Source organism: Halobacillus sp. K22 (assembly GCF_052246795.1).
Lineage (GTDB): Bacteria > Bacillota > Bacilli > Bacillales > Halobacillaceae > Halobacillus.
Genome location: NZ_JBQQCN010000003.1, coordinates 209,940 through 231,988, shown reverse-complemented (window position 1 = coordinate 231,988; position 22,049 = coordinate 209,940). Strand labels below are relative to the sequence as shown.

The following is a 22,049-nucleotide window of genomic DNA, read 5'->3' as shown; positions in this document are numbered from 1 at the left end:
TTATTTCTTTCTTCTCTATTTTAACTAACTTTACACAAAAAAACGAGTCCTTCAAAGGGAGAACAAGGATTGTTCATAATTTAGCCATAACTTCCACAAGCATACAAAAAGACCGGAGACCCGGTCTTTTTGTAATGAGTTATCTTTTCTTACTTTGTTTTTAATTACCACCAGATAATGGAGGCAAAAGTGATAATGGTCAGTCCCGCAACTGCAGCGCCACCATACATCATCATCGCAGGCATGGTATGCCCTTTGTTCTTCATATGCATAAAGTAATAAAGCTGGAAGACCACCTGTACTATGGCCAGGATAATTAAAGTTGGAATAATGAAGTAAGAATTCACTTCCATAATCACCATACCAAAGGCCACAAAAGTGAACAAAATCATTAGTACGAAAGTGATGACCTGCTGCTTCATCTCTTCTTTATGCTGTTTCTTTTCATATTCCCTCTGTCTGGATGGTTTCGAATGGGAGCTATGTTCCATTGCTTAACCCACCTTTCCCATAAGGTAAACGACTGTGAAGATAAACACCCATACTACGTCAATGAAGTGCCAGTAAAGACTGGCGACATAGAACTTTGGAGCGTTATATAAGTTCAAGCCGCGTTTTTGATTTCTGAGCATCAATGTAACGATCCAGGATAATCCAAATAGAACGTGTGCTCCGTGAAAACCGACTAGTGTATAAAACGCCGAAGCGAAAGCCGAAGACCCAAAGGTAAACTCATACTCATGAACATAATGGAAAAACTCATAAATCTCAAAACCCAAGAAAGCAAGACCCAAAAGAACAGTAATTGCTAACCACGTCTGCATTTTACGGAAATCGTGATTCTTCATGTGGTACATAGCATACACACTTGTAAGAGAACTTGTTAAAAGCATCATGGTCATTATAAAGACAAGCTCCAGCCCAAACAAGTGTTCAGGAGTATTCTCCCCCACGGTGGAACTATTTAATGCAATATAGGTTCCAAATAGACTCGCAAATAACACGGTTTCTCCACCCAGGAAAAACCAAAAAGCAAGGAACTTGTTTTCACCTTCAAGGGTGGCTTTTTCCGGATCATGCGGCATCTGTTTTGGATTCAGTACATCTTCATGACTCATTATTTGCCAACCCCCTTCTTAATATCTTCTTCAAGCTCTTCTTTATGAATATGGTGTCCAAGATCATCTTTCACGGAACGAATCAGCATAGAACCGAGTGTGATCGCCATACCAACTACACATGCCACGAGCCACATTTTATCATCTGTTTGATAAATAAACCCGAATCCAGCGATAAATAGACCTAATGACATTGTGAAAGGCAGGATGGAAGCGTTTGGCATATGAATGTCGCCAAGTGGTTCTGCCGGTGTCATACCTTCTTTGCCTTCCGTTTTCTCAACCCATAGTGGATCTAATCCACGTACTAATGGTGTCTGCACAAAGTTATAATGAGGTGGCGGTGAAGGTATCGTCCATTCCAATGTACGGCCGTCCCAAGGATCACCGCTCACTTTCTTCTCCTTAACCGATGTATAGACAATATTGATCAAGAAGATAACAGTACCAATAGCCATAAAGAATGCACCGATTGTACTAATCATATTACCTGCTTCAAGCCCTTGTCCTTCAAGGAAAACCCAGTAACGTCGCGGCATCCCCATGAGACCAAGGAAGTGTTGGATAAAGAATGTTAAGTGGAAGCCAATAAAGAACGGCCAAAATGCCAATTTACCAAGCTTTTCATTAAGTACTTTACCAAACATTTTCGGCCACCAGTAATGCAGTGCTGCAAATATACCAAAGACTACACCACCAACGATAACGTAATGGAAGTGACCAACCACGAAATAAGTATCATGATACTGAAAGTCAGCTGCAGCTGCTGCAAGCATAACGCCTGTCATACCTCCGATAGTAAAAGAAGGAATGAACGCTACAGACCAGAGCATAGCTGAGGTCATTCTTATCTGTCCGCCCCACATTGTGAAGAGCCAGTTAAATATTTTTATACCGGTTGGAACAGCAATTGCCATTGTTGCTACGGCAAATATGGAGTTCGCGATTGGTCCCATACCTACGGTAAACATATGGTGAGCCCACACCATGAAACCAAGGAAACCAATCAAAACGGTTGCGAAAACCATCGCTGAGTAACCGAACAATCGTTTTTTAGAAAAAGTTGAGAATATATCACTAAATGCTCCAAACAAAGGAAGAATTAAGATATAAACTTCCGGGTGTCCGAATATCCAGAATAAGTGCTCCCAGATAATGACGTTTCCGCCTTTTGCCACATCAAAGAATGCGGCACCAAACATGCGGTCAAACATCATAAGGAACAGTCCTACTGTTAACGCAGGGAAAGCAAACAGAATCAGCGTACTTGTAACAAACGTAGACCATGTAAACAGTGGCATACGCATATAAGTCATCCCTGGCGCTCTCATATTAACGATGGTTACAAGGAAGTTAATCCCACCGATTAATGTACCAGCCCCTGAAATCTGAAGCCCCATCACATAATAATCTACTCCATGTCCCGGTGATGTGGTGGATAGCGGTGCGTAGTTAGTCCAACCCGCATCCGGAGCTCCTCCTGTAAACCAGGAAACATTTAGCATTAGTCCGCCAAAAAGAAACAGCCAGAACCCTAATGAGTTCAAGAATGGAAACGCTACGTCTCGCGCTCCTATCTGCAGCGGAACCACCGCATTCATTAAAGCGAATATAAGCGGCATGGCTGCTAAGAAAATCATTGTTGTACCATGCATCGTAATCATTTCATTATAAAGCCCGGCAGAGATGAAATTATTATCTGGTTTCATCAATTGAATTCGTATTAACATGGCTTCTAGCCCGCCGATTAAGAAGAACAGACCGCCTGCTACCAAGTAAAGATGTGCAATCTTCTTATGGTCTACAGTAGTCAAGTAATCCCAAATCGCAGCGCCGAGCCCACCTTTTTGCGCTGCTGTAGTACTCACGCTTTAACCTCCCTTTTCAAACCTCTTTCTCGATTTTGAATAATTTACTTATCTGTATTTCGAGTAGGGATATCATTTCCTACTTCTGAATGTTTAAGCTGAAGTAAATAATCGGCAATTTTACCGGCTTCCTCTTCTGATACAAGGTTTGCTGGCATGTTATTGCCTGGCTTAACTTCATCAGGGTGAACAATCCAATTCACCAGATTTTCTTTGGAAGGTTCTAATATACCGGCTATCTTCTCGCGGTTTCCAAAGTTCGTCAGGTTTGGACCTACACCGGCCGATGATCCTCCAATCGCATGACAGCTCATACAGTTATTATTGAACAATTCCTGTCCCTCTTGAGCGGATGTAGTCTCAGGAGTTGCTTCAGGATCTACGTTCTGCATGTCTTCTTTCCATTGTTCGAATTTATCAGGACTGACCGCTACGACCCGGAAGTCCATTAAGGAGTGGGAAGGACCGCACAGTTCTGCACAATGCCCCCAATATACTCCTTCTTCGTATGCTTCTAAGTACATCGTGTTCATGTTCTCACCAGGGTTTGTATCCATTTTTCCAGCAATTGAAGGCAGCCAGAAAGAGTGAATAACGTCACTGGATTTAAGATTTAAGTATACGCGTTCCCCTGTAGGGATGTACATCTCTTGACTTATGGCAATCTCCTCTTTTGGATAGTTGAAGTGCCACCAGTACTGATTTCCTGTAACTTCAATCGTCATAGCGCTTTCATCTTCTTGAGATGATTGATCCGCTAAATCAAAGGTAGCCTGTACGGTAGGCACAGCTAATACAAGAAGTAATATAATTGGTATTACTGTCCAAATTACTTCCAGTGCTTTATTACCTTCCGTCTGCTTCGGAATAATGTTCTCTTGTCCTTTCCTCTGTCGATAACGAATAAGAACAAATGCATAAATGGCCATTACGATAACGAATACAAAAATCATGATCGCAATGCTGATCATCATAAGATCTAATAATAATTCCGCTCCGTAGCCCTTAGGTTTCAAGGCACTCAGATTATCTACACCACAACCCGACAGGATTAAGGTAAGAGCTCCGAATAGCGCCAGAGTACGGAATTTTCCCATCCAACCTCTCATAAGTGATACCTCTCTTTCTCTTGTAAGTACTTTATTTATTAAGGAACTGACTCAATAAAAATTGAGTCAGTACTTTAAAAAGGAAACGGCAGTGTAACTACAACCATCATTAAGAACATGATCGTCAAATAGTTCAAAGAATAAACAAACATCCAAGTAGCCCACTTGTAATCATCTTTCATAAAGAATCCGTAGATGCCAAGTACCAGCCAGCCGGCTGACAGCGTGAAGGCAATAATTAAAAATATGCTGCCTAATGAAGCCAGATAAATCGGCAGCGGAAGTAAACACGCTACATAGATGACAATTTGACGCTTTGTCATTTCAAAACCATGCACAACCGGGAGCATAGGAATACCAGCTGCTTTATAGTCTTCCTTTTTCTTCATGGCTAATGCTAGGAAATGAGGCGTCTGCCATATAAACATGATCAGAAACAAGATGATAGCTTCAAGCTGAAGGCCAGGATCAATAGCTGCCCATCCAATTAATGGGGGTACAGCACCTGAGAAACTTCCCACCACTGTGTTAATAGTGTACCGTCTCTTAGACCACATCGTGTAAAGTACGACGTAGACAAACCATCCAAACGCTCCAAAGAGCGCGGCTTCCACAGTGGTAAATAACAGAACCAGAAACCCAAGCAGGGATGTGCCGATTCCGAGCCCTTTTATTAGAGATAATGACATCGTTCCGGTCACTGTCGGACGATTTTTCGTACGCGACATAATCGGATCGATATCTCTATCATACCAATTGTTAATAATACAGCCACCCGCTATCACTAAAGCGGTACCGGCCATGGTCAACAGGAAAGTGACCCAGTGGTCTATAAAAGAAGATCCTGTGAAATGCAAAGCAAGCCAGAATCCTGCAAATGTTGTTATTAAATTGGAATTGATGATACCTACTTTAATCAGACTCTTTATATCAGCTAACATTGAAGATTCTCGGACAGGTGTCTGACCGATCATGTCTGTAGAAGCGGATTCGACTGTTCTAGGGTTGTCCATCGTAATATCCTCCTCCTTCTACCTTCTTTACACTTCCTTTACATCTGCTGGTGAGCGTAAAGTTGAGAACTGTTTCTGCCTCTAAAAATCCTTTGAGGACAAGAAACATCAAGGTAATTGTATCATGGAATTAACCTTCTATCTATTTAAACAATAGATTTTTATTAATTTGTGACAAATCTGTGACATCTTTCACAGGCCAAAATCCCATGTTTATACCTATTGTAACGTACAGCATGTTATTATAGGCTGACATTTATTGACTATTTCTTGACGATTGTCAGCCACCTATTTATTTCTAGCAAATTCCAGACCGGAATGCAAGGTTTCGTTCATAAAAAGTAAAAATAATGTTACATCTCGGTAATGGTTTTTCAAGGCATCACTTCGTCTATAAATCCAGCATATAGCTAAATTATTCTCATCTTGATTTCACAGTAAAGCTCCCGTTTCTGGAAGACTTGATTTCGAGGTATTTGTTGAGCGGAAGGTCCTCCGGGGGACGATTTCGCTTTCCGCAGGAATGCGCGGAGCCTCCTCAGGCTTCGCCTTCCGGGGTCTCCCCTGTCATTTTCATCCCGCAGGAGTCTACATCGTCCCCCTCCGAACCTTGCGATACATGGAGCTCGAAACCTTGGGAAACGTGCCGGTTTATGATGGAGATCAACTTATCACAATAAGCGCGTACGTGTGCATAATCCCCGCTATAGAAGCATGTAAGATTAATGTAGGACGCTGGATTCTCTTATAGAAGGGACCGTTCTTCTCCTATGGTTGGGATGGCGAAGGAAACGACGAGACTCCCGCGGGAGAAGGAGCTAGGCGAGACCCCACAAGGAGTGGTAACGACTGAGGAGGCTTGCCAGTTCCCCCGCAGGAAAGCGAGTTGTTCCCGTAGCCAGCCCACTCTCTTTATTAGCAACGGACCTGGAATACCTCGAAATCGAGTCTTACAGTAAACGGCCCTTTAGTTTAATAACCTACATAATTAATATGCCAAAAACGTACAAACTTTCGTTTATGATCACTAATAATAAATCCAGGCTTCTTTTCTTCATATCTACTCTATTACCTGTGGAGACATCAAAAAACGATCTGCCTTTATCGAACAGGCAGATCGTCTAAACTATATTACTCAAATTCGATCAATAGGTCTCCTACGTGAATAGCTTCATTATTTTCCACATAAATAGCTTTAATTACCCCATCAAATGGAGCTTGAACGGTCGTCTCCATTTTCATGGCTTCGGTAATCATGAGATGATCACCTTTTTTCACATTTTCACCCTGCGCAGAAATTACTTTAATAACAGTTCCAGGCATACTGGCACCTATATGTTTTGTATTAGATTTATCTGCTTTAGGACGCTGTTGCACAGTGGCTTTAACATTTTCGTCGCGCACGACCACTTCACGCGGCTGACCGTTCAGTTCAAAATAAACGGTTCTTGTTCCATCCACTTGTGCTTCCCCAATTGATACCATTTTAACAATTAGTGTTTTCCCTTGTTCAATTTCCACTTCTATTTCTTCACCAAGTCGCATTCCATAGAAAAATGTAGGTGTATCCAGTACGGACATATCTCCATACTGCTCTGTGAATTTTTGATAGTCCATGAAAACTTTTGGATAAAGAGCATAACTGATCATATCGAAGCTTGTCACCTGACGGTCCAGGGAATGAAATAAGGTTTCTTTAAGGTTGTTGAAATCTACAGGATCTAGTAGCTCTCCCGGACGAACAAGAAGCGGCTCGCGGCCTTTAAGGATAATGCGCTGCAATTCTGCAGGAAATCCTCCGTAAGGCTGACCTAGATAACCTTGGAAAAATTCCACTACACTGTCTGGAAAGTCCAGAGAATCACCACGCTCATAGACATCATCTTCGTTTAAACCATTTTGTACCATATAAAGTGCCATGTCCCCGACGACTTTTGAAGAAGGGGTCACTTTCACGATATCGCCGAACATGTCATTCACACGCCGGTACATCTTTTTCACTTCATCCCAGCGGGGACTCAATCCTACAGCTTTAGCCTGCTGCTGGAGATTACTGTACTGTCCTCCCGGCATCTCGTGTTCATATACCTCAGTATGAGGCGCCATCATACCGCTTTCAAAGTCGGTATAGTACTTCCTTGTGTCTTCCCAAAAGTGCCCTAGCTTTTCATACGACTGAATATCTACTTCGGGCTTTCTTGCACTTCCTTCAAGGGCATAGTACAGGCTGTTTGCACTTGGCTGGGAGGTTAAGCCTGCCATTGGGCCGGCCGCTACATCCACCACATCCACGCCTGCCTCCACGGCTTTAGCATAGGTAAAAATACCATTTCCGCTTGTATCATGTGTATGCAGGTGTATCGGGATATCAATAGTTTCTTTCAGAGTGGTGATTAATTGGTAAGCAGCTTCAGGTTTTAAAAGCCCTGCCATATCTTTAATTCCAAGAATGTGAGCGCCTGCATCCTGTAAGTCTTTCGCTACTTTCTTATAATATTCCAAATCATATTTCGGTCTTGTTGAATCTAAAATATCACCGGTATAGCAGACAGCAGCTTCCGCAACTTTATTATTTTGACGCACCGCATCAATGGTCAGTTTCATACCTTCCACCCAGTTAAGACTATCGAAAATACGGAAGACATCGATACCTGCACTGGCGCTTTTTTCTACAAACTCACGAATGAGATTGTCTGGATAGTTTTTATAACCTACAGCATTCGAAGAACGAAGCAGCATTTGAAAAAGGACATTAGGTGCCTTTTCTCTTAATTTCAGTAATCTTTCCCATGGATCTTCTTTCAAAAAGCGGTAGGATACATCAAACGTAGCTCCACCCCACATTTCCAGTGAAAACAACTGGGGCAGCAGGCGGGCAGTCGGTTCCGCAATATTCTCTAAATCTTTTGTCCGGACTCTTGTCGCAAGAAGAGACTGGTGAGCATCGCGAAATGTTGTATCCGTAAGTAATACTTCAGGCCGTGCCTTCAACCATTCTGCTAAACCTTCCGGCCCTCTCTCGTCTAGAATCTGCTTCGTCCCTGTCGGCATAGACTCAGAAAATTTTAAGTCTGGCACTCTTGGATTATGGAAAGTGGGCTTCTTCCGGTTTCCATAGCCCTCAAATCCATTAATAGTCCGATCAGCAATATAGGAAAGCATCTTGGTACCGCGGTCTTTTCGTTTAGGAAAAACAAACAATTCAGGAGAACGATCAATAAACATCGTATTATATTCTCCGTTTAAGAATTGCTTGTGCTGAATAACGTTTTCTAAGAACGGGATGTTGGTCTTGATTCCACGGATTCTAAACTCCTTTAAATTACGGACCATCTTATGCGCAGCCTGGTCAAAATTCAGCGCCCAAGTCGATAATTTAACGAGCAGTGAATCATAGTATGGAGAGATCACGGCTCCCTGGAACCCATTCCCCGCATCGAGACGCACCCCGAAACCTCCTCCGGTCCGGTACGCCATAATTTTTCCGGTATCCGGCATGAAATTATTAAGAGGATCTTCAGTTGTAACCCTTGACTGAATAGCATACCCGTGCGTTCGGATCTCTTCTTGGTGAGGGATAGCGACTTCTGAGCTATGTAAAGCGTGGCCCTCAGCTATCAGGATTTGAGTCTGCACGATATCCACACCCGTAATCATTTCTGTAATGGTGTGCTCTACCTGGACTCTCGGATTGACTTCTATAAAATAAAATTCGTTTCCTGTAACTAGAAATTCTACGGTTCCTGCATTTATATAACCTACGTTATCCATCAGCTGCACGGCAGCCTGACAAATCTTTTCTCTTAACTGTTCATCTAGAGAAACGCTGGGTGCAACTTCGACCACTTTCTGATGACGCCGCTGCACCGAGCAGTCTCTTTCATACAGATGAACGATATTTCCTTCATGATCCCCGATAATCTGAACTTCGATGTGCTTCGGTTCTTCAATCAATTTCTCTACATAAACGTCATCACTGCCAAAGGCTGCCTTGGCTTCAGAGCGAGCCCTGTCATAAGATTCGGACAAGGTTTCAGCACTGCGGACAACCCTCATTCCTCGTCCACCTCCGCCCATAGCAGCTTTGATCATCAGCGGATAGCCATGTTGATCGCCGAATTCACGAATCTCTTCCAGTCCGTCTACGGGTCCATCGCTTCCTGGAATAACAGGTATGTCTGCTTGCACAGCCTGATCTCTGGCCTTTACTTTATCGCCGAACATATTTAAATGCTCACTTGTCGGTCCGATAAAGATCAGACCTTCTTCCTCACACCTGCGGGCAAAAGCGATATTTTCCGATAGGAAACCGTACCCCGGGTGAATAGCATCCACTCCAACGCTTTTAGCAACTTCGATTATGTTTTCAATATCGAGATAAGCATCAATCGGTTTCTTTCCTTTTCCGACCAGGTAGGCTTCATCCGCTTTATAGCGGTGATAGGAGCCAGTGTCTTCTTGAGAATAAACCGCTACCGTTCGTATATTTAATTCGGTACATGCCCGAAAAACTCGGATAGCAATCTCTCCGCGGTTCGCTACTAATACTTTATTAATTTTTCTTAGTTCTGCCACGATCTCACTCCTCCATTAGTCCTGTAACGATTCGTACTCGTCTGCTCTGGCACTTCGAACTCCTCGTGCTCTTCTTCCTTCGCTTTGACAGTCCGGGCAATATTATTTAGTATCCCAATCGCAAACATGAGAATGATCAGGGATGAACCTCCGTAACTCACAAACGGAAGCGTGACTCCTGTAATCGGTAACAGTCCGCTCATGGCTCCAAGGTTGATCATGGTCTGTATGGCAACCATTGAGGATATGCCAATCGCGAGAAGGGCTCCGAATGCATCCCTGCATTTTGAAGAAATGTAAAGTCCTCTTAAAACAATTAGTGCTAAAAGCCCGACAGTAATGGCGACTCCAATAAATCCTAGTTCCTCTGCAATAACGGCCATAATGAAATCGGTATGAGGTTCTGGTAAGTACCCTAATTTCTGGACTCCCTGTCCGAGCCCCTCGCCCAACAGACCTCCAGTTCCAATAGCTACATAAGATTGAATTAAGTGATAACCATCCTCGTCTGGAGATTCAAAAGGCTGATAAGCTCCTGAGAACCGCTCCAACCGTTCATCTGTCACCATCTGTGAACCGCCGACCACAAGAATCGCGGCTGTCACGCCAACTAAAAACAAAATGTGTTTTCCACGGATACCCGAACTCATAATGATAAGGCTGGCAATTAATCCAATGACAGCTGCTGATCCAATATCCGGCTGTCTAATTATCATGCCAAGGATCAAAATGGTTAAAATAAGCGGTGGAACTACGGCTTTTGAAAAATGGTTAATGTATCGCTGTTTCTTTGAAAACACAGAAGAAAGGTAGATAATAAGCCCGACTTTAACAAATTCAGCCGGCTGAAAGTTCATAAATCCTAAGTTGTACCACGACACGGCGTTATTCACTTCTGTACCGAAGAAAAATAAACCTCCAAGCAAAAAAATCATAAGCAGTACTGCAAGCTTAGAGAGGCGCTGCCAATGCCGGTAAGGGATTAAAGAAACGGTGATCATCAGGAACAGACCAATTCCGAACCATTGAAGCTGGTTCATAAGGAAGTGGTTACTGGCGACATCATACCGAATCGGTCCATAAACCATACTTGCACTGTAAATCATGACGGTGCCGAAAGCTACCAGAGCAATAGGGGCAAATAATAAGCTAAAATCATACGTTTTTAAATGTCGAATCATGTTTATTCATCCCTACTTTATATATTTGTTCTCTTTCCTACTGCAAAATTCCTTCTTATTAGACATTCCATTTCAATATGTATGAGCTTCAAGCTCACTTTTACAAAAAAAACTCAAATTACAACAGAACTTGTCGCAATTTGAGCTTGTCCATTCATGATTTTTGAGCAGCCTCATGTAAGACGTTTAGTTGTTGTTCTAAATTATCTAATATTTGTTTACCTTCCTCTTCGCTGATTAAATCCAGCCGGACGGCGAAATGAATTTCGCGTGATAAACCGAACATTTGTGTATCTAAAACTTCTTCATAAAGTGGACACTGAGGCATAGTCAAATTGTCCATCTGTACTTTTATTAATTTTAAAATCTTATCAGCGTCTTCTTTTAGAAGGGCGTAGGCTTTCTCACGATGATCCACAGCCACATCAGACAACATCATTATCCCCTCCCATTACAGTCATTCTTTTAATAATATTATCGTCTGGGAAGGAAAATTGCAAGATTCAATTAGCTTATCTATTTAAAAAATAGACAAATTATAGCGATTCGACAATAGTTCCAAAAGTCTGAGGCCAACGACACTATTCCCCTTCTCATCAAGACTAGGACCATAGACGGCAATTCCGCCGAATCCGTTTAAAGAAGCCACCACTGAGCCGGAAACTCCGCTCTTGGCCGGCATTCCTACTTTAATCGCAAAAGAGCCGGATGCATCGTACATGCCGCAAGTAACCATAAACGTTTTGCAAATACGTGCAAAGTGTTTTGGAATGATCTGACGTCCAGAATCTAAGTCTCTGCCTTCATTAGCAAATAACGCCCCAATCCTTGCCAGTTGCGGAACATTAACTTCAATAGCACACTGCTTCGTATAGGCATCAAGTGTTTCTTCAACGCTTCCTGTAACGATCTTATGCTGTTTCATATAGAAGAGTAGAGAACGATTCAAGAAAGCAGTTTCAAACTCAGAGGCTGCCACTTCCTGGTTATAGCCAATGGTATGATCGTCCGTCATTTCATGGACGAAGCTTAGCAGTCTTCCCACCTTTTCGTCAGGAGTATCTCCGTGAATCATGTGGGTAACGGAGAGAGCTCCGGCATTGATCATAGGATTTAAAGGCTTGGAAGGGAGCTGCTCCAACCGATAAATCGAATGGAAAGGATCCCCTGTCGGCTCCATCCCGACATGATCAAATACATAATCTTCGCCATTATCCATTAATGCCAAAGCCAGAGAAATAACCTTCGTAATACTTTGCAGGGTAAAAGTTGCCTCGATCTCCCCCGCATGAATGGAGCTGCCATCTATATAATGGATGGCGACAGCCAATTCTTCTGGATTCTGGCGGGATAACGCGGGTATATAATCAGCCACTTGCCCATCATAGGCATACGGTCTGACATTCTCTAACCACTCTTCCAAAATTTCAGTGGTAATTTCTTTATTCATGCTAAAAGACCTCCTATTAATGAAATCGACTTCATTTTTTGCTATGATTTGGATGGATGATTTTTAAATGAAAGGTGGCTGCATCCATGATTGTTCAAATACAAGGAAATGTGAAATTTCCAATTACGCTAGATCCTACAGTTTGGATATTTGATGACCGTAAAATGACATTCGATCAAGTATTTCACCCTGAGAAAGCACAAGCCGAAGAGGAAGAAGAAGATGAAATAAAAAGAAAGTCTTTACGTTTCACCAGGGAAGTTTATCAGCAAAAGCTTAACCCTCCCGTAAATAAAAGCATACGCCGTCAGGAAAAAGAACAAATATTAAAAGGTACATTTCTTATGCCACTAAAACCTTTTCTTCATACCAGCGAGCCAGACCCAGAAGTAAAGGAAGCGGCCCTTGTGACAGACGAAGGAGAACACACCATTACAGCTGATCAGCTTGCGGAATCAGTAGTTCTATTCGCCGAAGAAGGAAAACCACTAAAAGAAAATGGACCGGTCCATCTATATTTTAATGATGGCTCTAACCGTTCCCAACCGATTAAAGGAATAAAAAAAATAATTATGAAATAAAGAATGGGGCAGCTTTTCAAGCTGTCCTTTTTTGTATAATTTTTTAGATAAAACGCAACCTAGAACTAAAAAGTGGTGTGCCAATTGAAAAAATTATTATTTGCCGTTCTTTTGCTGCTTCTCGCAGCATGTCAGCAAACTGATGAAGAGTCTCTATTGCAAGAAAGACAGAATAATTCGGAATTTCAGTATGTTAGTGATTCTGATCCAATTAAGCGAAAGAATATGACCAGTCAGCAAATTGCTCGCCGCCTGGCGAATCTTGCTGTTGAAGTCCCTGATGTACATGATGCTACAGCCATCGTTTTAGGCAATTATGTAGCCGTAGGAGTAGACGTAGATAAAGATTTAGATCGTTCTCGAGTAGGCGTTATAAAATATTCTGTCGCTGAAGCTCTAAAGCACGATCCTTACGGTAAACAGGCGCTCGTCATAGCTGATGCTGACGGGGTTGAGCGCCTGCGCGGTCTTGGCAAGAAGATGTCCCAGGGACATCCGGTGGAAGCTGTAACAGATGAACTCACCCAGATCGTTGCGCGGTATATGCCTGAAGGTCCTGCCAATGACTCTCCGCCAACGAACCCAAATCAGGAGTCCATTCCTAAAAACGAAAATAAGAAACTGAACCAAATTGAAAAAGAACAATCCAAAGAACAGTGACAGAAAAACAGCTAAATCCCTGAAGGATTTAGCTGTTGCTTTTTTCTAGAATTTCTCTTTCTTTCTCTGTCAGTTCATTATAGTATTGAACACCAAACTGGGATCCCTCAGAAACCATCTTTGCATTATCATGATCTGCGGTTTCTTCAGGTCTTCCAGCTTCTTCTACTGGGAGGTTATCTTTTTGGCCAAAATTATCTTTTACGGATTTTGCCTTATCGACGACTTGCTTTCTATTGTCTTCGTCTTTCATGAAGTAAGCAATCGTACCTCCGGCAACGGCTCCTACTGCGGTAACAATCCAACGTTTTCTCACAAAAACCATCCTTTCTATTACTTGTATTTAACCTTTCCCTCCCATGTGAAACTCAAACATGAAAACGGATAAAATTACACTTATATCCATCAAATATGTTATGATGGATACATTGATAGTTAGTATTGAGGTGAGAATTGTGCGTGTACAGTGCGTTATTTGCGACAACATTGAAAAAATAGACAGCTACTGTCTGCAAGCTAAGCGATTGAGAAATAGACGGATTCACACCTATATGTGCCAGACCTGCCATGACCGTATTGAAGAAAACACAAAAAAACGGCTGGCTACCGGTCAATTCCGCTTCAATCGTGAACGAAAAAAAGAAAACCATTTGCCATAGTTGATGGCTACCAATAATAAAGGAAGGCTCCCTCTTATACAGGAGCCTTCCTTTTTAAGATTGTTTCTCTTTTCGTTCCCGGTGCAATCGCAGCCTGTACACGCCCATAATCACAGCAGCTACTAATAAACTTTCTGGCAGGGGCAGGTTCAATCCCAGAATCAGCGTTAATAGAAAAGTACCAATGATTAGTACCGCATATACGACTATTGTTTTCATAAGCGGGAGCTTTCGGGCAAAACCCAGCTTAAAGGTAACAATAGCCAGAATAACAGTGGTTAAGTATAAAAGCAGAAAGGAACGAAACAACATTCCTACTTCCGATTCGTCATTCATATTTACTTCATTGCCGAGACCCTGGAAAAAGAAATCAGCGATCGGCCATAAATCGCTCGGGACGGTCAATGTTGTGTTGTCTGCCATGATGTTCCTCCTCGTATTCTCCTCTATTCTACGCTTTATGATACTAGATACAATCTAAAGAAGCTACCCATTCAACAATTTTCATTTTTTGGACAAATCCTTTATAATAGTTTTTGAATAGGGGTGAACTTGTTGAAGAACTTTCAAATGAACATGGTCTTGTTGGCCATCTTTGTCATACTATCGTTTATTTCTGTAGGGTTTGCTATTGGCCAGGAAAACTTCTGGCTGGCCGGCTTCTTTTTTATACTCGGTTTCGGTATTATGAGCTTTGGACTTCGATTAAAGAGAAAACTGAATACATAAGAAAAGCGACCCTTTTTAGCGGTCGCTTTCTTTTGTTTTGAGCTGTACATAATCGTCGATAATTTCGTGATATATATTGGAGCGGCACGCTAAAACAGTGGTTGAATTTAAAAGATCAAGCTCACCCTTATCTGCACGTGTAACGGTCCCTCCTACTTCTTGAATCATAATGGCTCCGGCCGCATAATCCCATGGCATCAGCGACATAGTTAAATACCCGTCCACAATACCTTCAGCAACAAATGCTAACTCAAGAGCAGCCGAACCATAGGAGCGTGTGCTTCGAATGGTTTTTACTAATTCCTGAATACTTTTATGCTCTACATGTGGATTTTCAGGGATCAGCCATGTTGTATTTAACGTAAGAATGGATTCCTTAAGTGGTCTTGAATCGTTAAGATTAGGAAGCTGCTTTTCATTTTTAAAGACTCCTTGTCCTCTTTTAACTGAATACAATACGTCCTCCATTACATTATAAATAAGACCGATTTCACCAACTCCATCTTCATATAGACCAATCGAGATTGCAAAATTCCTTTTTTGATGAACGAAGTTCATTGTACCGTCTATTGGATCGACTATCCAGATGGTGCCTTTTAAGTCCTCTAGTGAATCTCCAAAACCTTCCTCACCTAATAACAGATGATCGGGGTAGTTGTCCCTTATTTTATCGGCAAAAAACTGCTCTGTCTGCTGATCCATTTCCGTTACTAAGTCATTAGGGTTCGATTTCGTCTGAATCGATCTTGGAGCATCGATATGGTCTCGTATATGGGATCCTGCTTCCAAAATCCATTGCTTAGCTTGCTCATAAAGCTCTTCTTTTCTTTGTATATCCATGTTCTCATACTCCTTTACATCAGATGGTTTCTATCATATCAAATCCCGGGGGGTTATTTCACATATTTACCTCTAAAGCTATATTATCTCTCCACATTGATCTTCACAGAAAAGCTCCCTTTAGTTGAAGACTGACTTCGAGATATTTGTTGAGCGGAAGCTCCTGCGGGGGACGATTTCGCTTTCCGGCCCTGCATGACGCAGGGTCGTTCGACGTTGCCACACGACGTGGCGTTCTTAGTCGAACCTCCCCTTCTGCGCGGAGCCTCCTCAGGCTTCGCCTTCCGGGGTCTCCCCTGTCATTTTCATCCCGCAGGAGTCTACATCGTCCCCCCTCCTGACCTGGCCGAATCAGAAACTCGAAACCACTAAATACACTGGTTGCTTGACGAGAAAAAGGATAGGATGAAGAGTGTATTTCATGCTAAAACGATGTGAAAAAGCTTGTCATAGAAGCATTAGGACCTATTTAGAAGAAGAGCATTCTCTCTTCTGAAAGGGTCCGTTATTCTCCCTTGGCTGGGTTGGTGGGGAAATGGCGAGACTCCCAGGTTGAAAGCGGAAGCACCTTGGTCAGCGGCGTATGGACTGGACTGAGCTGGCGGAGATAAAGAAAACACGAAGAGCAAAGCGATTCGATGTTGCCTTATCGTACAGAAGTGAAGGAAGTCTCACTAAGCCGCTAGGTGCTGGAGCTGGATAGCACTCCACGCCGTTTAGGCATTTGCTTATGACTCCATCGATCATGAGTGTAAGAACGGGAGTAGGGACTAGGTGAGATCCCGCAGGGAGTGAAACGAGCGAGGAAGCTCACCGTTCCCCCATAGGAAAGTGTTCAAATGTGCAATCACCCTGAAAGACACGACCAGCATAAGCCGAGCATCAAAAGGCTGGTGGTTTTTCCAGCCGTTGATGAACGGCTTATGTCTCGAGTGTCTGGGTGATGGAACAAGACGAGTTATTTCCCCACCAGCCACCTCCTAATCTCGTAACGGACCCCATTTATCTCGAAACTGAGTCTTAAAGTAACCGGCCCTTTAGTTGAATAAGCCGTTTTATGAGAAATTCATAAGCATGTTTACCAGAACCAAATCAAAAAAAACAAGCAACTATATGTTGCTCGTTAATCGATAGACCATTCAATCAGCTGTTTACGAAGTTCGGCAAGCCTGTTTTTACTCTTCCTTATCTGGGCTTCATCCTCCGCTAGCATTGCATCATGCAACGTAACCAATTCGTAATCAATCTCCAAGCGGATCACCGGGAGCTTTTCTTCAGCTTCTCTTTTACGCAGTGCTTCCATGACATGTTTCATTGCCATTACCCTCCCTTTCAAATCCTTACTTTATATATATGTGGAAATTGCTTGAGAAGTTTCAATAAGATTACTTATATGTAACCCATTTTTAGAAAATTCAAACCCTTGAAACAGATTGCTTAGTAAAGATTTTTACATGTGGTAAAATAAGACCGATTGTTTACCGAGGAGTTGATAGAGTGACCACTTTTAAAGGATTTACCCAAAAAGATTTTGACGTTTTCTCCATTCCAGGTCTCGATAACCGCATGGAGGCTTTAAAGAAGAATATTTCTCCGAAACTAGAGGCGGTTGCTAACGAGCTTGCGCCCGACGTAACTGCCATGACTGGAGATGAAATGTTTGTGCACGTGGCCCGCCACGCGAGGCGTAAAACTAACCCTCCAAACGATACGTGGGCAGCTTTAGCTTCAAATAAACGAGGCTATAAAAAACTGCCCCACTTCCAAGTAGGCTTATGGGAAACGCACGTATTTATTTGGTTTGCAGTCATATATGAAAGCCCTATTAAAGAAAACTACGCCGATATACTGAAGTCTCACAAAAAAGAGATTATGAATCACATCCCTGATCACTTCGTCTGGTCTGGGGATCACACTAAGCCTGAAGCCATCTCTCATGGAGAAGTAGATTCTGATAAGTTTGATGCCATGACGGACAGGCTGAAGCATGTTAAGAAAGCAGAAATCTTGTGCGGGCAGCAGCTTGAGCGTGATGACGCCAGACTTAAAGATCCTGAGGCGTTTTTAAGTCTCTGCAAAGATACGTTCCAAACGCTCGAACCATTGTACCGCTATACAAAAAAAGCTTGATTAGAAAAGCAGCCGCAAGGAATGCGGCTGCTTCATTATTTATGATTCCATTTTTATTTTGTCTCCTACCCCAGACTCCTTCGCTTTTTTTACTGTCCGATAGCAAGAATACCCGGATTCCTTTTCAAACTGGCCGCAAAGCTTCTTTTCTTCACTTTTAGATGGGACAATTTGTTTGAAGCGTGTGTATGAAAGAAGAAGCTCCTCGCGGTTTACTTGTTTTTCATACGCCTGTTCGACCTTCGAATAAAAGTTAACCACATCGATAATTTCCTCTTTCGTCCAGTAAATTTCATCAATTGGATAATGATAGCTCATCTTATACCTCCTTATGTACTAACTCCACTTATTGCGAATTTCTTCAGCCTCTTGAATCATTCGTTGAAACAGTTCACCGACCGATGGTACATCTGTAATGCTTGAAGCAATTTGTCCTGCCCAGGCAAACCCTTCTTCCACTTCTCCTTCATAAATGTATTTCTTATTCGCATCGCCGCTAATGTAATTTTTTAACCCTTCATACCCCTGGCCCTCAGCTTCCAGCTTTAATATTTCATCCGTCCATGGGTTATTCAAGGCTCTCGCAGGTGCTTTCAGACTTCTTTTTATGACAGTAGTTGAAGTCTCAGTTGCATCTATAAGCGCTTGTTTATAAGTGGCATGGGCATGACGGCACTCTTTTGTTGCTATAAACCTGGTCCCCATTTCGATCCCTTCCGCTCCTAGAGCAAGAGCAGCCATAAGTCCCCGGCCATCCCCAATCCCGCCGGAAGCGATCACAGGAATGGATACCGCATCCACCACACGTGGCGTCAAAACGAAAGTGCCGACATCATCTCTTCCGATATGTCCGCCTCCTTCCTGACCAACAACCATAACTGCGTCTGCGCCCAGTTCCTCGGCTTTCTCTGCCTGACGCTTAGCAGCAACGAGTACAAGTGTCTTAATACCTTTACCCTTTACCATCTCCAGTACAGGCTTAGGATTACCGCCCGTAACTGATATGACGGGAACGTTTTCCTCGACAGCCACAGCAACCATTTCTTCAAATGGTCTTCGTTGCTGTCCAATAGCAAAATTTACCCCAAATGGATTCCGAGTTAAGGTACGCAACCGCTTAATTTCCGCCCGCAGTTCATCTGGGCTATTCATACTCATGGCTGTTATTTGTCCAAGACCTCCCGCATTGGAAACTGCAGCTGCAAGTTCCGCGTACGCAAGATAGGCCAGCCCCCCTTGGATAACAGGGTAAGTAATCCCTAATTTCTCTGTTACTTGGGTCTTCCAATTCATGGCTTCTCCTCCTTTAAGAACAGTTTACCACGAGGTCTTACGTGACGCACAAGCTTGGTTTTTTTACTAGCAAATCCAAAGGTACTTTGCTATAATTCACATGCTTTCTATTGAAAAGAGGTGCTTATACGCTATGAATCAGAACGAAACTCCTTTATTTACAGGGGTTAAAAATCATGCAGATAAAAAACCAACTCAGTTTCATATACCCGGCCATAAAGGCGGCAAAGGGATGGATAAAGAATTTCAGCAGTTTATAGGGGATAACGCCCTTTCCATTGATTTAATCAATATTGAACCCCTGGATGACTTGCATCATCCCCAGGGTATGATTAAGGATGCTCAAAATCTCGCAGCTCAAGCTTTTGGAGCAGATTATACCTTTTTCTCCGTTCAGGGAACCTCTGGAGCCATCATGACGATGATCATGAGCGTCTGCCAACCAGGAGATAAAATCATCGTACCTCGAAATGTGCACAAATCGATCACGACAGCTATCATTTTTTCAGGCGCTAAACCTGTGTTCATTCATCCAGAGCTGGACAATAGGCTTGGCATTTCACACGGAATAACCCCAGAAGCTGTAGAAAGAGCCTGCACGGCACACCCGGATGCTAAAGGTGTGCTTGTTATTAACCCGACTTACTTCGGAATAACTGCCGACCTAAGTCACATCGTGGATATTGCTCATTCCTTTGACATTCCTGTACTCGTCGATGAAGCCCACGGGGTACACATCCACTTTCATGAGCGTCTTCCGCTCTCTGCTATGCAGGCAGGGGCGGACCTTGCAGCAACAAGTGTTCATAAGCTTGGCGGGTCACTTACTCAAAGCTCGGTGTTAAATTTAAGAGAAGGACTCGTATCTCATGAGCGAGTGCAGACGATAATGTCGATGCTTACGACCACATCTACCTCTTATATTTTGCTGGCTTCTCTGGATACAGCCAGGCGTCATCTGGCCATGAATGGTCATGAACTTATGGAGAAGTGTATAAGGCTTGCTGAAACCGCGCGCAAAAGTATAAACCAAATTCCTTCTATCTATTGTCCGGGAGACGAAATTTTGGCTAGTGATGCTACACATGATTACGACCCTACAAAGCTGATTATCTCTGTCAAAAATTTAGGCATCTCCGGCTATGACGTAGAAGTATGGTTAAGAGAGAATTACAACATTGAGGTCGAGCTTTCGGATTTATATAATATCTTGTGTCTCATCACTCCAGGAGACAGAGAAGAAGACATTGACCGGCTAATCGGAGCTCTCACAGATCTTTCGGAGCAATCCTCCGGAACAATCGCACCAAAAGAAATTGTAGTCAAGGTACCTGACATTCCAGTACTTTCTCTCTCCCCCCGCGAAGCTTTCTATGCATCTACGGAAGTACTGCCACTTCGCTCAGCAGTGGGTCGTATCAGTGCTGAATTTGTCATGGTTTATCCTCCAGGTATCCCAATCTTCATCCCTGGAGAGATCATTAACTCTGATAATATCGCTTATATCCATGAAAACATTCAAGCAGGTCTGCCTGTGCAAGGGCCGGAAGATTCAACACTTGAAACCATTCATGTCATTACCGAACAAAAAGCCTTCAAATAAAAAAAGCCCGCTGCTCTCCGGCAGCGGGCTTTTTGCGTCTATTATTTTTCCGATGTATGGCACGTAGGGCATGTGCTATAAAGGGTAGATACCTTTTCATTTTCATAGTGTTCAATCACTTTTTGACAGTCCTGACAAACGATTGTACCCATTAACATCCACTCCTTATAATTTGTAATCGCTTTCAATGTACATTCATTTTAATATGACACATTTCAAAAATCAAGCCCAAAAGTATAACATTTTTAAAAATGTGACATACTAATAAGATGCACTCCTATCATAGTATGTTTTTGTGGCTTAAAATAGTCCATTAAAAAAGGGGGATTAAGTAATCTCCCCTTTTTTTCGTGTTAATTTGGAGTTTTAATTAATGCAGGGTCAAGGAGCTCATAATCTTTGCCGCGAAGTCCCTCTACAATGTCATCAAGCGCTTCAGCCGTCCATTCACGATCATGCATGAGAAGGTTCGCTCCATTGCCCAGTAATTCCGTATTCACCATAATATCCGCTAGTTTGTCAGCTTCCATGTATTCTTCATTCCAATCGTACCCATAAGTCCAATTCATGAGCAGCATCTTCTCTTCAGCAGCTAACTGTTTGGAATATTCTGTATTCTGACCAAAAGGTGCACGGAAAAACTTAGGACGTTCCCCAATGATTTTCTCAATTTTATCATTCAATCCAACGATCTCTTCTTTCTGCTCTTCCTGGGATAAGTCAGGTAAAGAAGCATGAGTCATCGTGTGGTTGCCGATTGGAAATCCTAGTTCGTGAATCTTTTTCAGTTCTTCTTTCCCTTCTTCTGAATCGATAAAATGTCCATTCACGAAGAATATAGCTGGTGCCTCCGCTGCTTTTAATGTTTCAGCCATTTCTACCCCATGTTCATCCGGAGCATCATCTATCGTTAAAAGAGCTACATTAGGATTAGCATCTTTTATCGGTTCAAATCCCCAGTTACCGGTAATCTGATATTGAACCTCTTTGGGCTCTTCAGGTGAAGCTTCGGCAGCAGCTTCTTCTGATTTCTCGCTTTTTTCTTCTTTTTCAGCTTTATTTTCTTCGTTTTCTTCTTTAGCTGAATCTTTTTTCTCGTCTGCCTCCTGAGTTGCCTGCTCTTTATTCTTTTCTTGCTCTTTTCCCCCGTCTTCTTGACCATTCACACCGCCGCAAGCCGCCAATAATACCAATAAACACAAAAATATTCCCCATCTTTTCATTGAAGTCCCTCCACTGT

General features: G+C 42.7%; 23 protein-coding genes. 6 read left to right on the top strand and 17 right to left on the bottom strand.

Annotated features, from left to right (window positions below; translation table 11 throughout):
• Nucleotides 1–164 precede the first annotated feature (164 nt).
• From ctaF to glsA, 9 genes are all read right to left on the bottom strand, one after another.
• On the bottom strand, nucleotides 165–491 hold the full coding sequence (gene ctaF, locus ACTWPM_RS04190) for a cytochrome c oxidase subunit IVB (RefSeq protein WP_443131810.1): 327 nt from the start codon (nucleotides 489–491) through the stop codon (nucleotides 165–167).
• Nucleotides 492–494: 3 nt separating this feature from the next.
• Nucleotides 495–1,118: a cytochrome (ubi)quinol oxidase subunit III gene (locus ACTWPM_RS04185; RefSeq protein WP_443131809.1), complete on the bottom strand. Its 624-nt coding sequence runs from the start codon at nucleotides 1,116–1,118 to the stop codon at nucleotides 495–497.
• On the bottom strand, nucleotides 1,118–2,986 hold the full coding sequence (gene ctaD / locus ACTWPM_RS04180; RefSeq protein WP_443131808.1) for a cytochrome c oxidase subunit I: 1,869 nt from the start codon (nucleotides 2,984–2,986) through the stop codon (nucleotides 1,118–1,120). Before ctaD ends, ACTWPM_RS04185 begins: the two co-directional genes overlap by 1 nt.
• Before the next feature lie 44 nt (nucleotides 2,987–3,030).
• On the bottom strand, nucleotides 3,031–4,095 hold the full coding sequence (gene coxB, locus ACTWPM_RS04175; RefSeq protein ID WP_443131807.1) for a cytochrome c oxidase subunit II: 1,065 nt from the start codon (nucleotides 4,093–4,095) through the stop codon (nucleotides 3,031–3,033).
• A gap of 74 nt (nucleotides 4,096–4,169) precedes the next feature.
• Nucleotides 4,170–5,108 carry a heme o synthase gene (gene cyoE / locus ACTWPM_RS04170; protein ID WP_443131806.1) on the bottom strand — a complete coding sequence of 313 codons (939 nt, stop codon included), beginning with the start codon at nucleotides 5,106–5,108 and terminating at the stop codon, nucleotides 4,170–4,172.
• 1,131 nt (nucleotides 5,109–6,239) lie between these two features.
• Nucleotides 6,240–9,683 carry a pyruvate carboxylase gene (pyc, locus tag ACTWPM_RS04165; RefSeq protein WP_443131805.1) on the bottom strand — a complete coding sequence of 1,148 codons (3,444 nt, stop codon included), beginning with the start codon at nucleotides 9,681–9,683 and terminating at the stop codon, nucleotides 6,240–6,242.
• Nucleotides 9,671–10,864 (bottom strand): putative lipid II flippase FtsW, encoded by a 1,194-nt coding sequence (gene ftsW, locus ACTWPM_RS04160; protein ID WP_443131804.1) that lies wholly within the window; start codon nucleotides 10,862–10,864, stop codon nucleotides 9,671–9,673. The genes pyc and ftsW overlap by 13 nt, the downstream gene beginning before the upstream one ends.
• A 154-nt stretch (nucleotides 10,865–11,018) precedes the next feature.
• A complete protein-coding gene (locus ACTWPM_RS04155) occupies nucleotides 11,019–11,300 on the bottom strand; it encodes a DUF1507 family protein (RefSeq protein WP_443131860.1) in 282 nt (93 codons plus the stop codon).
• 84 nt (nucleotides 11,301–11,384) lie between these two features.
• Nucleotides 11,385–12,314 carry a glutaminase A gene (gene glsA / locus ACTWPM_RS04150; RefSeq protein WP_443131803.1) on the bottom strand — a complete coding sequence of 310 codons (930 nt, stop codon included), beginning with the start codon at nucleotides 12,312–12,314 and terminating at the stop codon, nucleotides 11,385–11,387.
• 86 nt (nucleotides 12,315–12,400) lie between these two features.
• On the opposite strand from glsA, the gene ACTWPM_RS04145 reads away from it, so the two are divergent.
• Both ACTWPM_RS04145 and ACTWPM_RS04140 read left to right on the top strand, forming a co-directional pair.
• Complete coding sequence (locus ACTWPM_RS04145; RefSeq protein WP_443131802.1) at nucleotides 12,401–12,895, top strand: hypothetical protein; 495 nt, start codon at nucleotides 12,401–12,403, stop codon at nucleotides 12,893–12,895.
• Nucleotides 12,896–12,979: 84 nt separating this feature from the next.
• Nucleotides 12,980–13,555, top strand: a complete 576-nt coding sequence (locus ACTWPM_RS04140) for a YhcN/YlaJ family sporulation lipoprotein (protein WP_443131801.1) — start codon at nucleotides 12,980–12,982, stop codon at nucleotides 13,553–13,555.
• Nucleotides 13,556–13,583: 28 nt separating this feature from the next.
• Here ACTWPM_RS04140 and ACTWPM_RS04135 read toward each other — a convergent pair whose 3' ends face one another.
• Nucleotides 13,584–13,880, bottom strand: coding sequence for a hypothetical protein (locus tag ACTWPM_RS04135; protein ID WP_443131800.1), 297 nt, complete (start codon nucleotides 13,878–13,880; stop codon nucleotides 13,584–13,586).
• A 130-nt stretch (nucleotides 13,881–14,010) separates the two neighbouring features.
• Between ACTWPM_RS04135 and ACTWPM_RS04130 the strand changes: the two genes are divergently transcribed.
• The gene (locus ACTWPM_RS04130) at nucleotides 14,011–14,214 is read left to right on the top strand and encodes a YlaI family protein (RefSeq protein WP_224895624.1); all 204 of its coding nucleotides are present in this window, start codon (nucleotides 14,011–14,013) and stop codon (nucleotides 14,212–14,214) included.
• A 54-nt stretch (nucleotides 14,215–14,268) separates the two neighbouring features.
• Here the strand turns inward: ACTWPM_RS04130 and ACTWPM_RS04125 are convergent, their stop codons facing one another.
• The gene (locus ACTWPM_RS04125; RefSeq protein WP_443131799.1) at nucleotides 14,269–14,637 is read right to left on the bottom strand and encodes a YlaH-like family protein; all 369 of its coding nucleotides are present in this window, start codon (nucleotides 14,635–14,637) and stop codon (nucleotides 14,269–14,271) included.
• 123 nt (nucleotides 14,638–14,760) lie between these two features.
• Here ACTWPM_RS04125 and ACTWPM_RS04120 point away from each other — a divergent pair, with 123 nt between their 5' ends.
• Nucleotides 14,761–14,943: a DUF5325 family protein gene (locus ACTWPM_RS04120; protein WP_443131798.1), complete on the top strand. Its 183-nt coding sequence runs from the start codon at nucleotides 14,761–14,763 to the stop codon at nucleotides 14,941–14,943.
• A 15-nt stretch (nucleotides 14,944–14,958) separates the two neighbouring features.
• Here ACTWPM_RS04120 and ACTWPM_RS04115 read toward each other — a convergent pair whose 3' ends face one another.
• Together ACTWPM_RS04115 and ACTWPM_RS04110 are read right to left on the bottom strand one after the other, a co-directional pair.
• Nucleotides 14,959–15,783 (bottom strand): inositol monophosphatase family protein, encoded by an 825-nt coding sequence (locus ACTWPM_RS04115; RefSeq protein WP_443131797.1) that lies wholly within the window; start codon nucleotides 15,781–15,783, stop codon nucleotides 14,959–14,961.
• Between the two features lie 1,123 nt (nucleotides 15,784–16,906).
• Complete coding sequence (locus tag ACTWPM_RS04110; protein WP_443131796.1) at nucleotides 16,907–17,098, bottom strand: hypothetical protein; 192 nt, start codon at nucleotides 17,096–17,098, stop codon at nucleotides 16,907–16,909.
• A gap of 182 nt (nucleotides 17,099–17,280) precedes the next feature.
• On the opposite strand from ACTWPM_RS04110, the gene ACTWPM_RS04105 reads away from it, so the two are divergent.
• Nucleotides 17,281–17,913 carry a YktB family protein gene (locus ACTWPM_RS04105; RefSeq protein WP_443131795.1) on the top strand — a complete coding sequence of 211 codons (633 nt, stop codon included), beginning with the start codon at nucleotides 17,281–17,283 and terminating at the stop codon, nucleotides 17,911–17,913.
• Nucleotides 17,914–17,952: 39 nt separating this feature from the next.
• Here the strand turns inward: ACTWPM_RS04105 and ACTWPM_RS04100 are convergent, their stop codons facing one another.
• The gene (locus ACTWPM_RS04100) at nucleotides 17,953–18,231 is read right to left on the bottom strand and encodes a UPF0223 family protein (protein ID WP_443131794.1); all 279 of its coding nucleotides are present in this window, start codon (nucleotides 18,229–18,231) and stop codon (nucleotides 17,953–17,955) included.
• Between the two features lie 18 nt (nucleotides 18,232–18,249).
• Nucleotides 18,250–19,206: an NAD(P)H-dependent flavin oxidoreductase gene (locus tag ACTWPM_RS04095; RefSeq protein ID WP_443131793.1), complete on the bottom strand. Its 957-nt coding sequence runs from the start codon at nucleotides 19,204–19,206 to the stop codon at nucleotides 18,250–18,252.
• A gap of 133 nt (nucleotides 19,207–19,339) precedes the next feature.
• Between ACTWPM_RS04095 and ACTWPM_RS04090 the strand changes: the two genes are divergently transcribed.
• A complete protein-coding gene (locus tag ACTWPM_RS04090) occupies nucleotides 19,340–20,809 on the top strand; it encodes an aminotransferase class I/II-fold pyridoxal phosphate-dependent enzyme (protein ID WP_443131792.1) in 1,470 nt (489 codons plus the stop codon).
• A gap of 41 nt (nucleotides 20,810–20,850) precedes the next feature.
• On the opposite strand, the gene ACTWPM_RS04085 is transcribed toward ACTWPM_RS04090, so the two are convergent.
• Nucleotides 20,851–20,961, bottom strand: a complete 111-nt coding sequence (locus ACTWPM_RS04085) for a GapA-binding peptide SR1P (RefSeq protein ID WP_443131791.1) — start codon at nucleotides 20,959–20,961, stop codon at nucleotides 20,851–20,853.
• A 201-nt stretch (nucleotides 20,962–21,162) separates the two neighbouring features.
• On the bottom strand, nucleotides 21,163–22,032 hold the full coding sequence (locus tag ACTWPM_RS04080; protein WP_443131790.1) for a polysaccharide deacetylase family protein: 870 nt from the start codon (nucleotides 22,030–22,032) through the stop codon (nucleotides 21,163–21,165).
• Nucleotides 22,033–22,049: the final 17 nt, after the last annotated feature.

Excerpts from the sequence above, each read along its gene's own strand:
- ctaF (WP_443131810.1), bottom strand. The coding sequence starts at position 491 with ATGGAACATAGCTCCCATTCGAAACCATCCAGACAGAGGGAATATGAA.
- ACTWPM_RS04185 (WP_443131809.1), bottom strand. The coding sequence starts at position 1,118 with ATGAGTCATGAAGATGTACTGAATCCAAAACAGATGCCGCATGATCCG.
- coxB (WP_443131807.1), bottom strand. The coding sequence starts at position 4,095 with ATGAGAGGTTGGATGGGAAAATTCCGTACTCTGGCGCTATTCGGAGCT.
- cyoE (WP_443131806.1), bottom strand. The coding sequence starts at position 5,108 with ATGGACAACCCTAGAACAGTCGAATCCGCTTCTACAGACATGATCGGT.
- ftsW (WP_443131804.1), bottom strand. The coding sequence starts at position 10,864 with ATGATTCGACATTTAAAAACGTATGATTTTAGCTTATTATTTGCCCCT.
- ACTWPM_RS04155 (WP_443131860.1), bottom strand. The coding sequence starts at position 11,300 with ATGTTGTCTGATGTGGCTGTGGATCATCGTGAGAAAGCCTACGCCCTT.
- glsA (WP_443131803.1), bottom strand. The coding sequence starts at position 12,314 with ATGAATAAAGAAATTACCACTGAAATTTTGGAAGAGTGGTTAGAGAAT.
- ACTWPM_RS04145 (WP_443131802.1), top strand. The coding sequence starts at position 12,401 with ATGATTGTTCAAATACAAGGAAATGTGAAATTTCCAATTACGCTAGAT.
- ACTWPM_RS04135 (WP_443131800.1), bottom strand. The coding sequence starts at position 13,880 with ATGGTTTTTGTGAGAAAACGTTGGATTGTTACCGCAGTAGGAGCCGTT.
- ACTWPM_RS04125 (WP_443131799.1), bottom strand. The coding sequence starts at position 14,637 with ATGGCAGACAACACAACATTGACCGTCCCGAGCGATTTATGGCCGATC.
- ACTWPM_RS04115 (WP_443131797.1), bottom strand. The coding sequence starts at position 15,783 with ATGGATATACAAAGAAAAGAAGAGCTTTATGAGCAAGCTAAGCAATGG.
- ACTWPM_RS04110 (WP_443131796.1), bottom strand. The coding sequence starts at position 17,098 with ATGAAACATGTCATGGAAGCACTGCGTAAAAGAGAAGCTGAAGAAAAG.
- ACTWPM_RS04100 (WP_443131794.1), bottom strand. The coding sequence starts at position 18,231 with ATGAGCTATCATTATCCAATTGATGAAATTTACTGGACGAAAGAGGAA.
- ACTWPM_RS04095 (WP_443131793.1), bottom strand. The coding sequence starts at position 19,206 with ATGAATTGGAAGACCCAAGTAACAGAGAAATTAGGGATTACTTACCCT.
- ACTWPM_RS04090 (WP_443131792.1), top strand. The coding sequence starts at position 19,340 with ATGAATCAGAACGAAACTCCTTTATTTACAGGGGTTAAAAATCATGCA.
- ACTWPM_RS04085 (WP_443131791.1), bottom strand. The coding sequence starts at position 20,961 with ATGGGTACAATCGTTTGTCAGGACTGTCAAAAAGTGATTGAACACTAT.
- ACTWPM_RS04080 (WP_443131790.1), bottom strand. The coding sequence starts at position 22,032 with ATGAAAAGATGGGGAATATTTTTGTGTTTATTGGTATTATTGGCGGCT.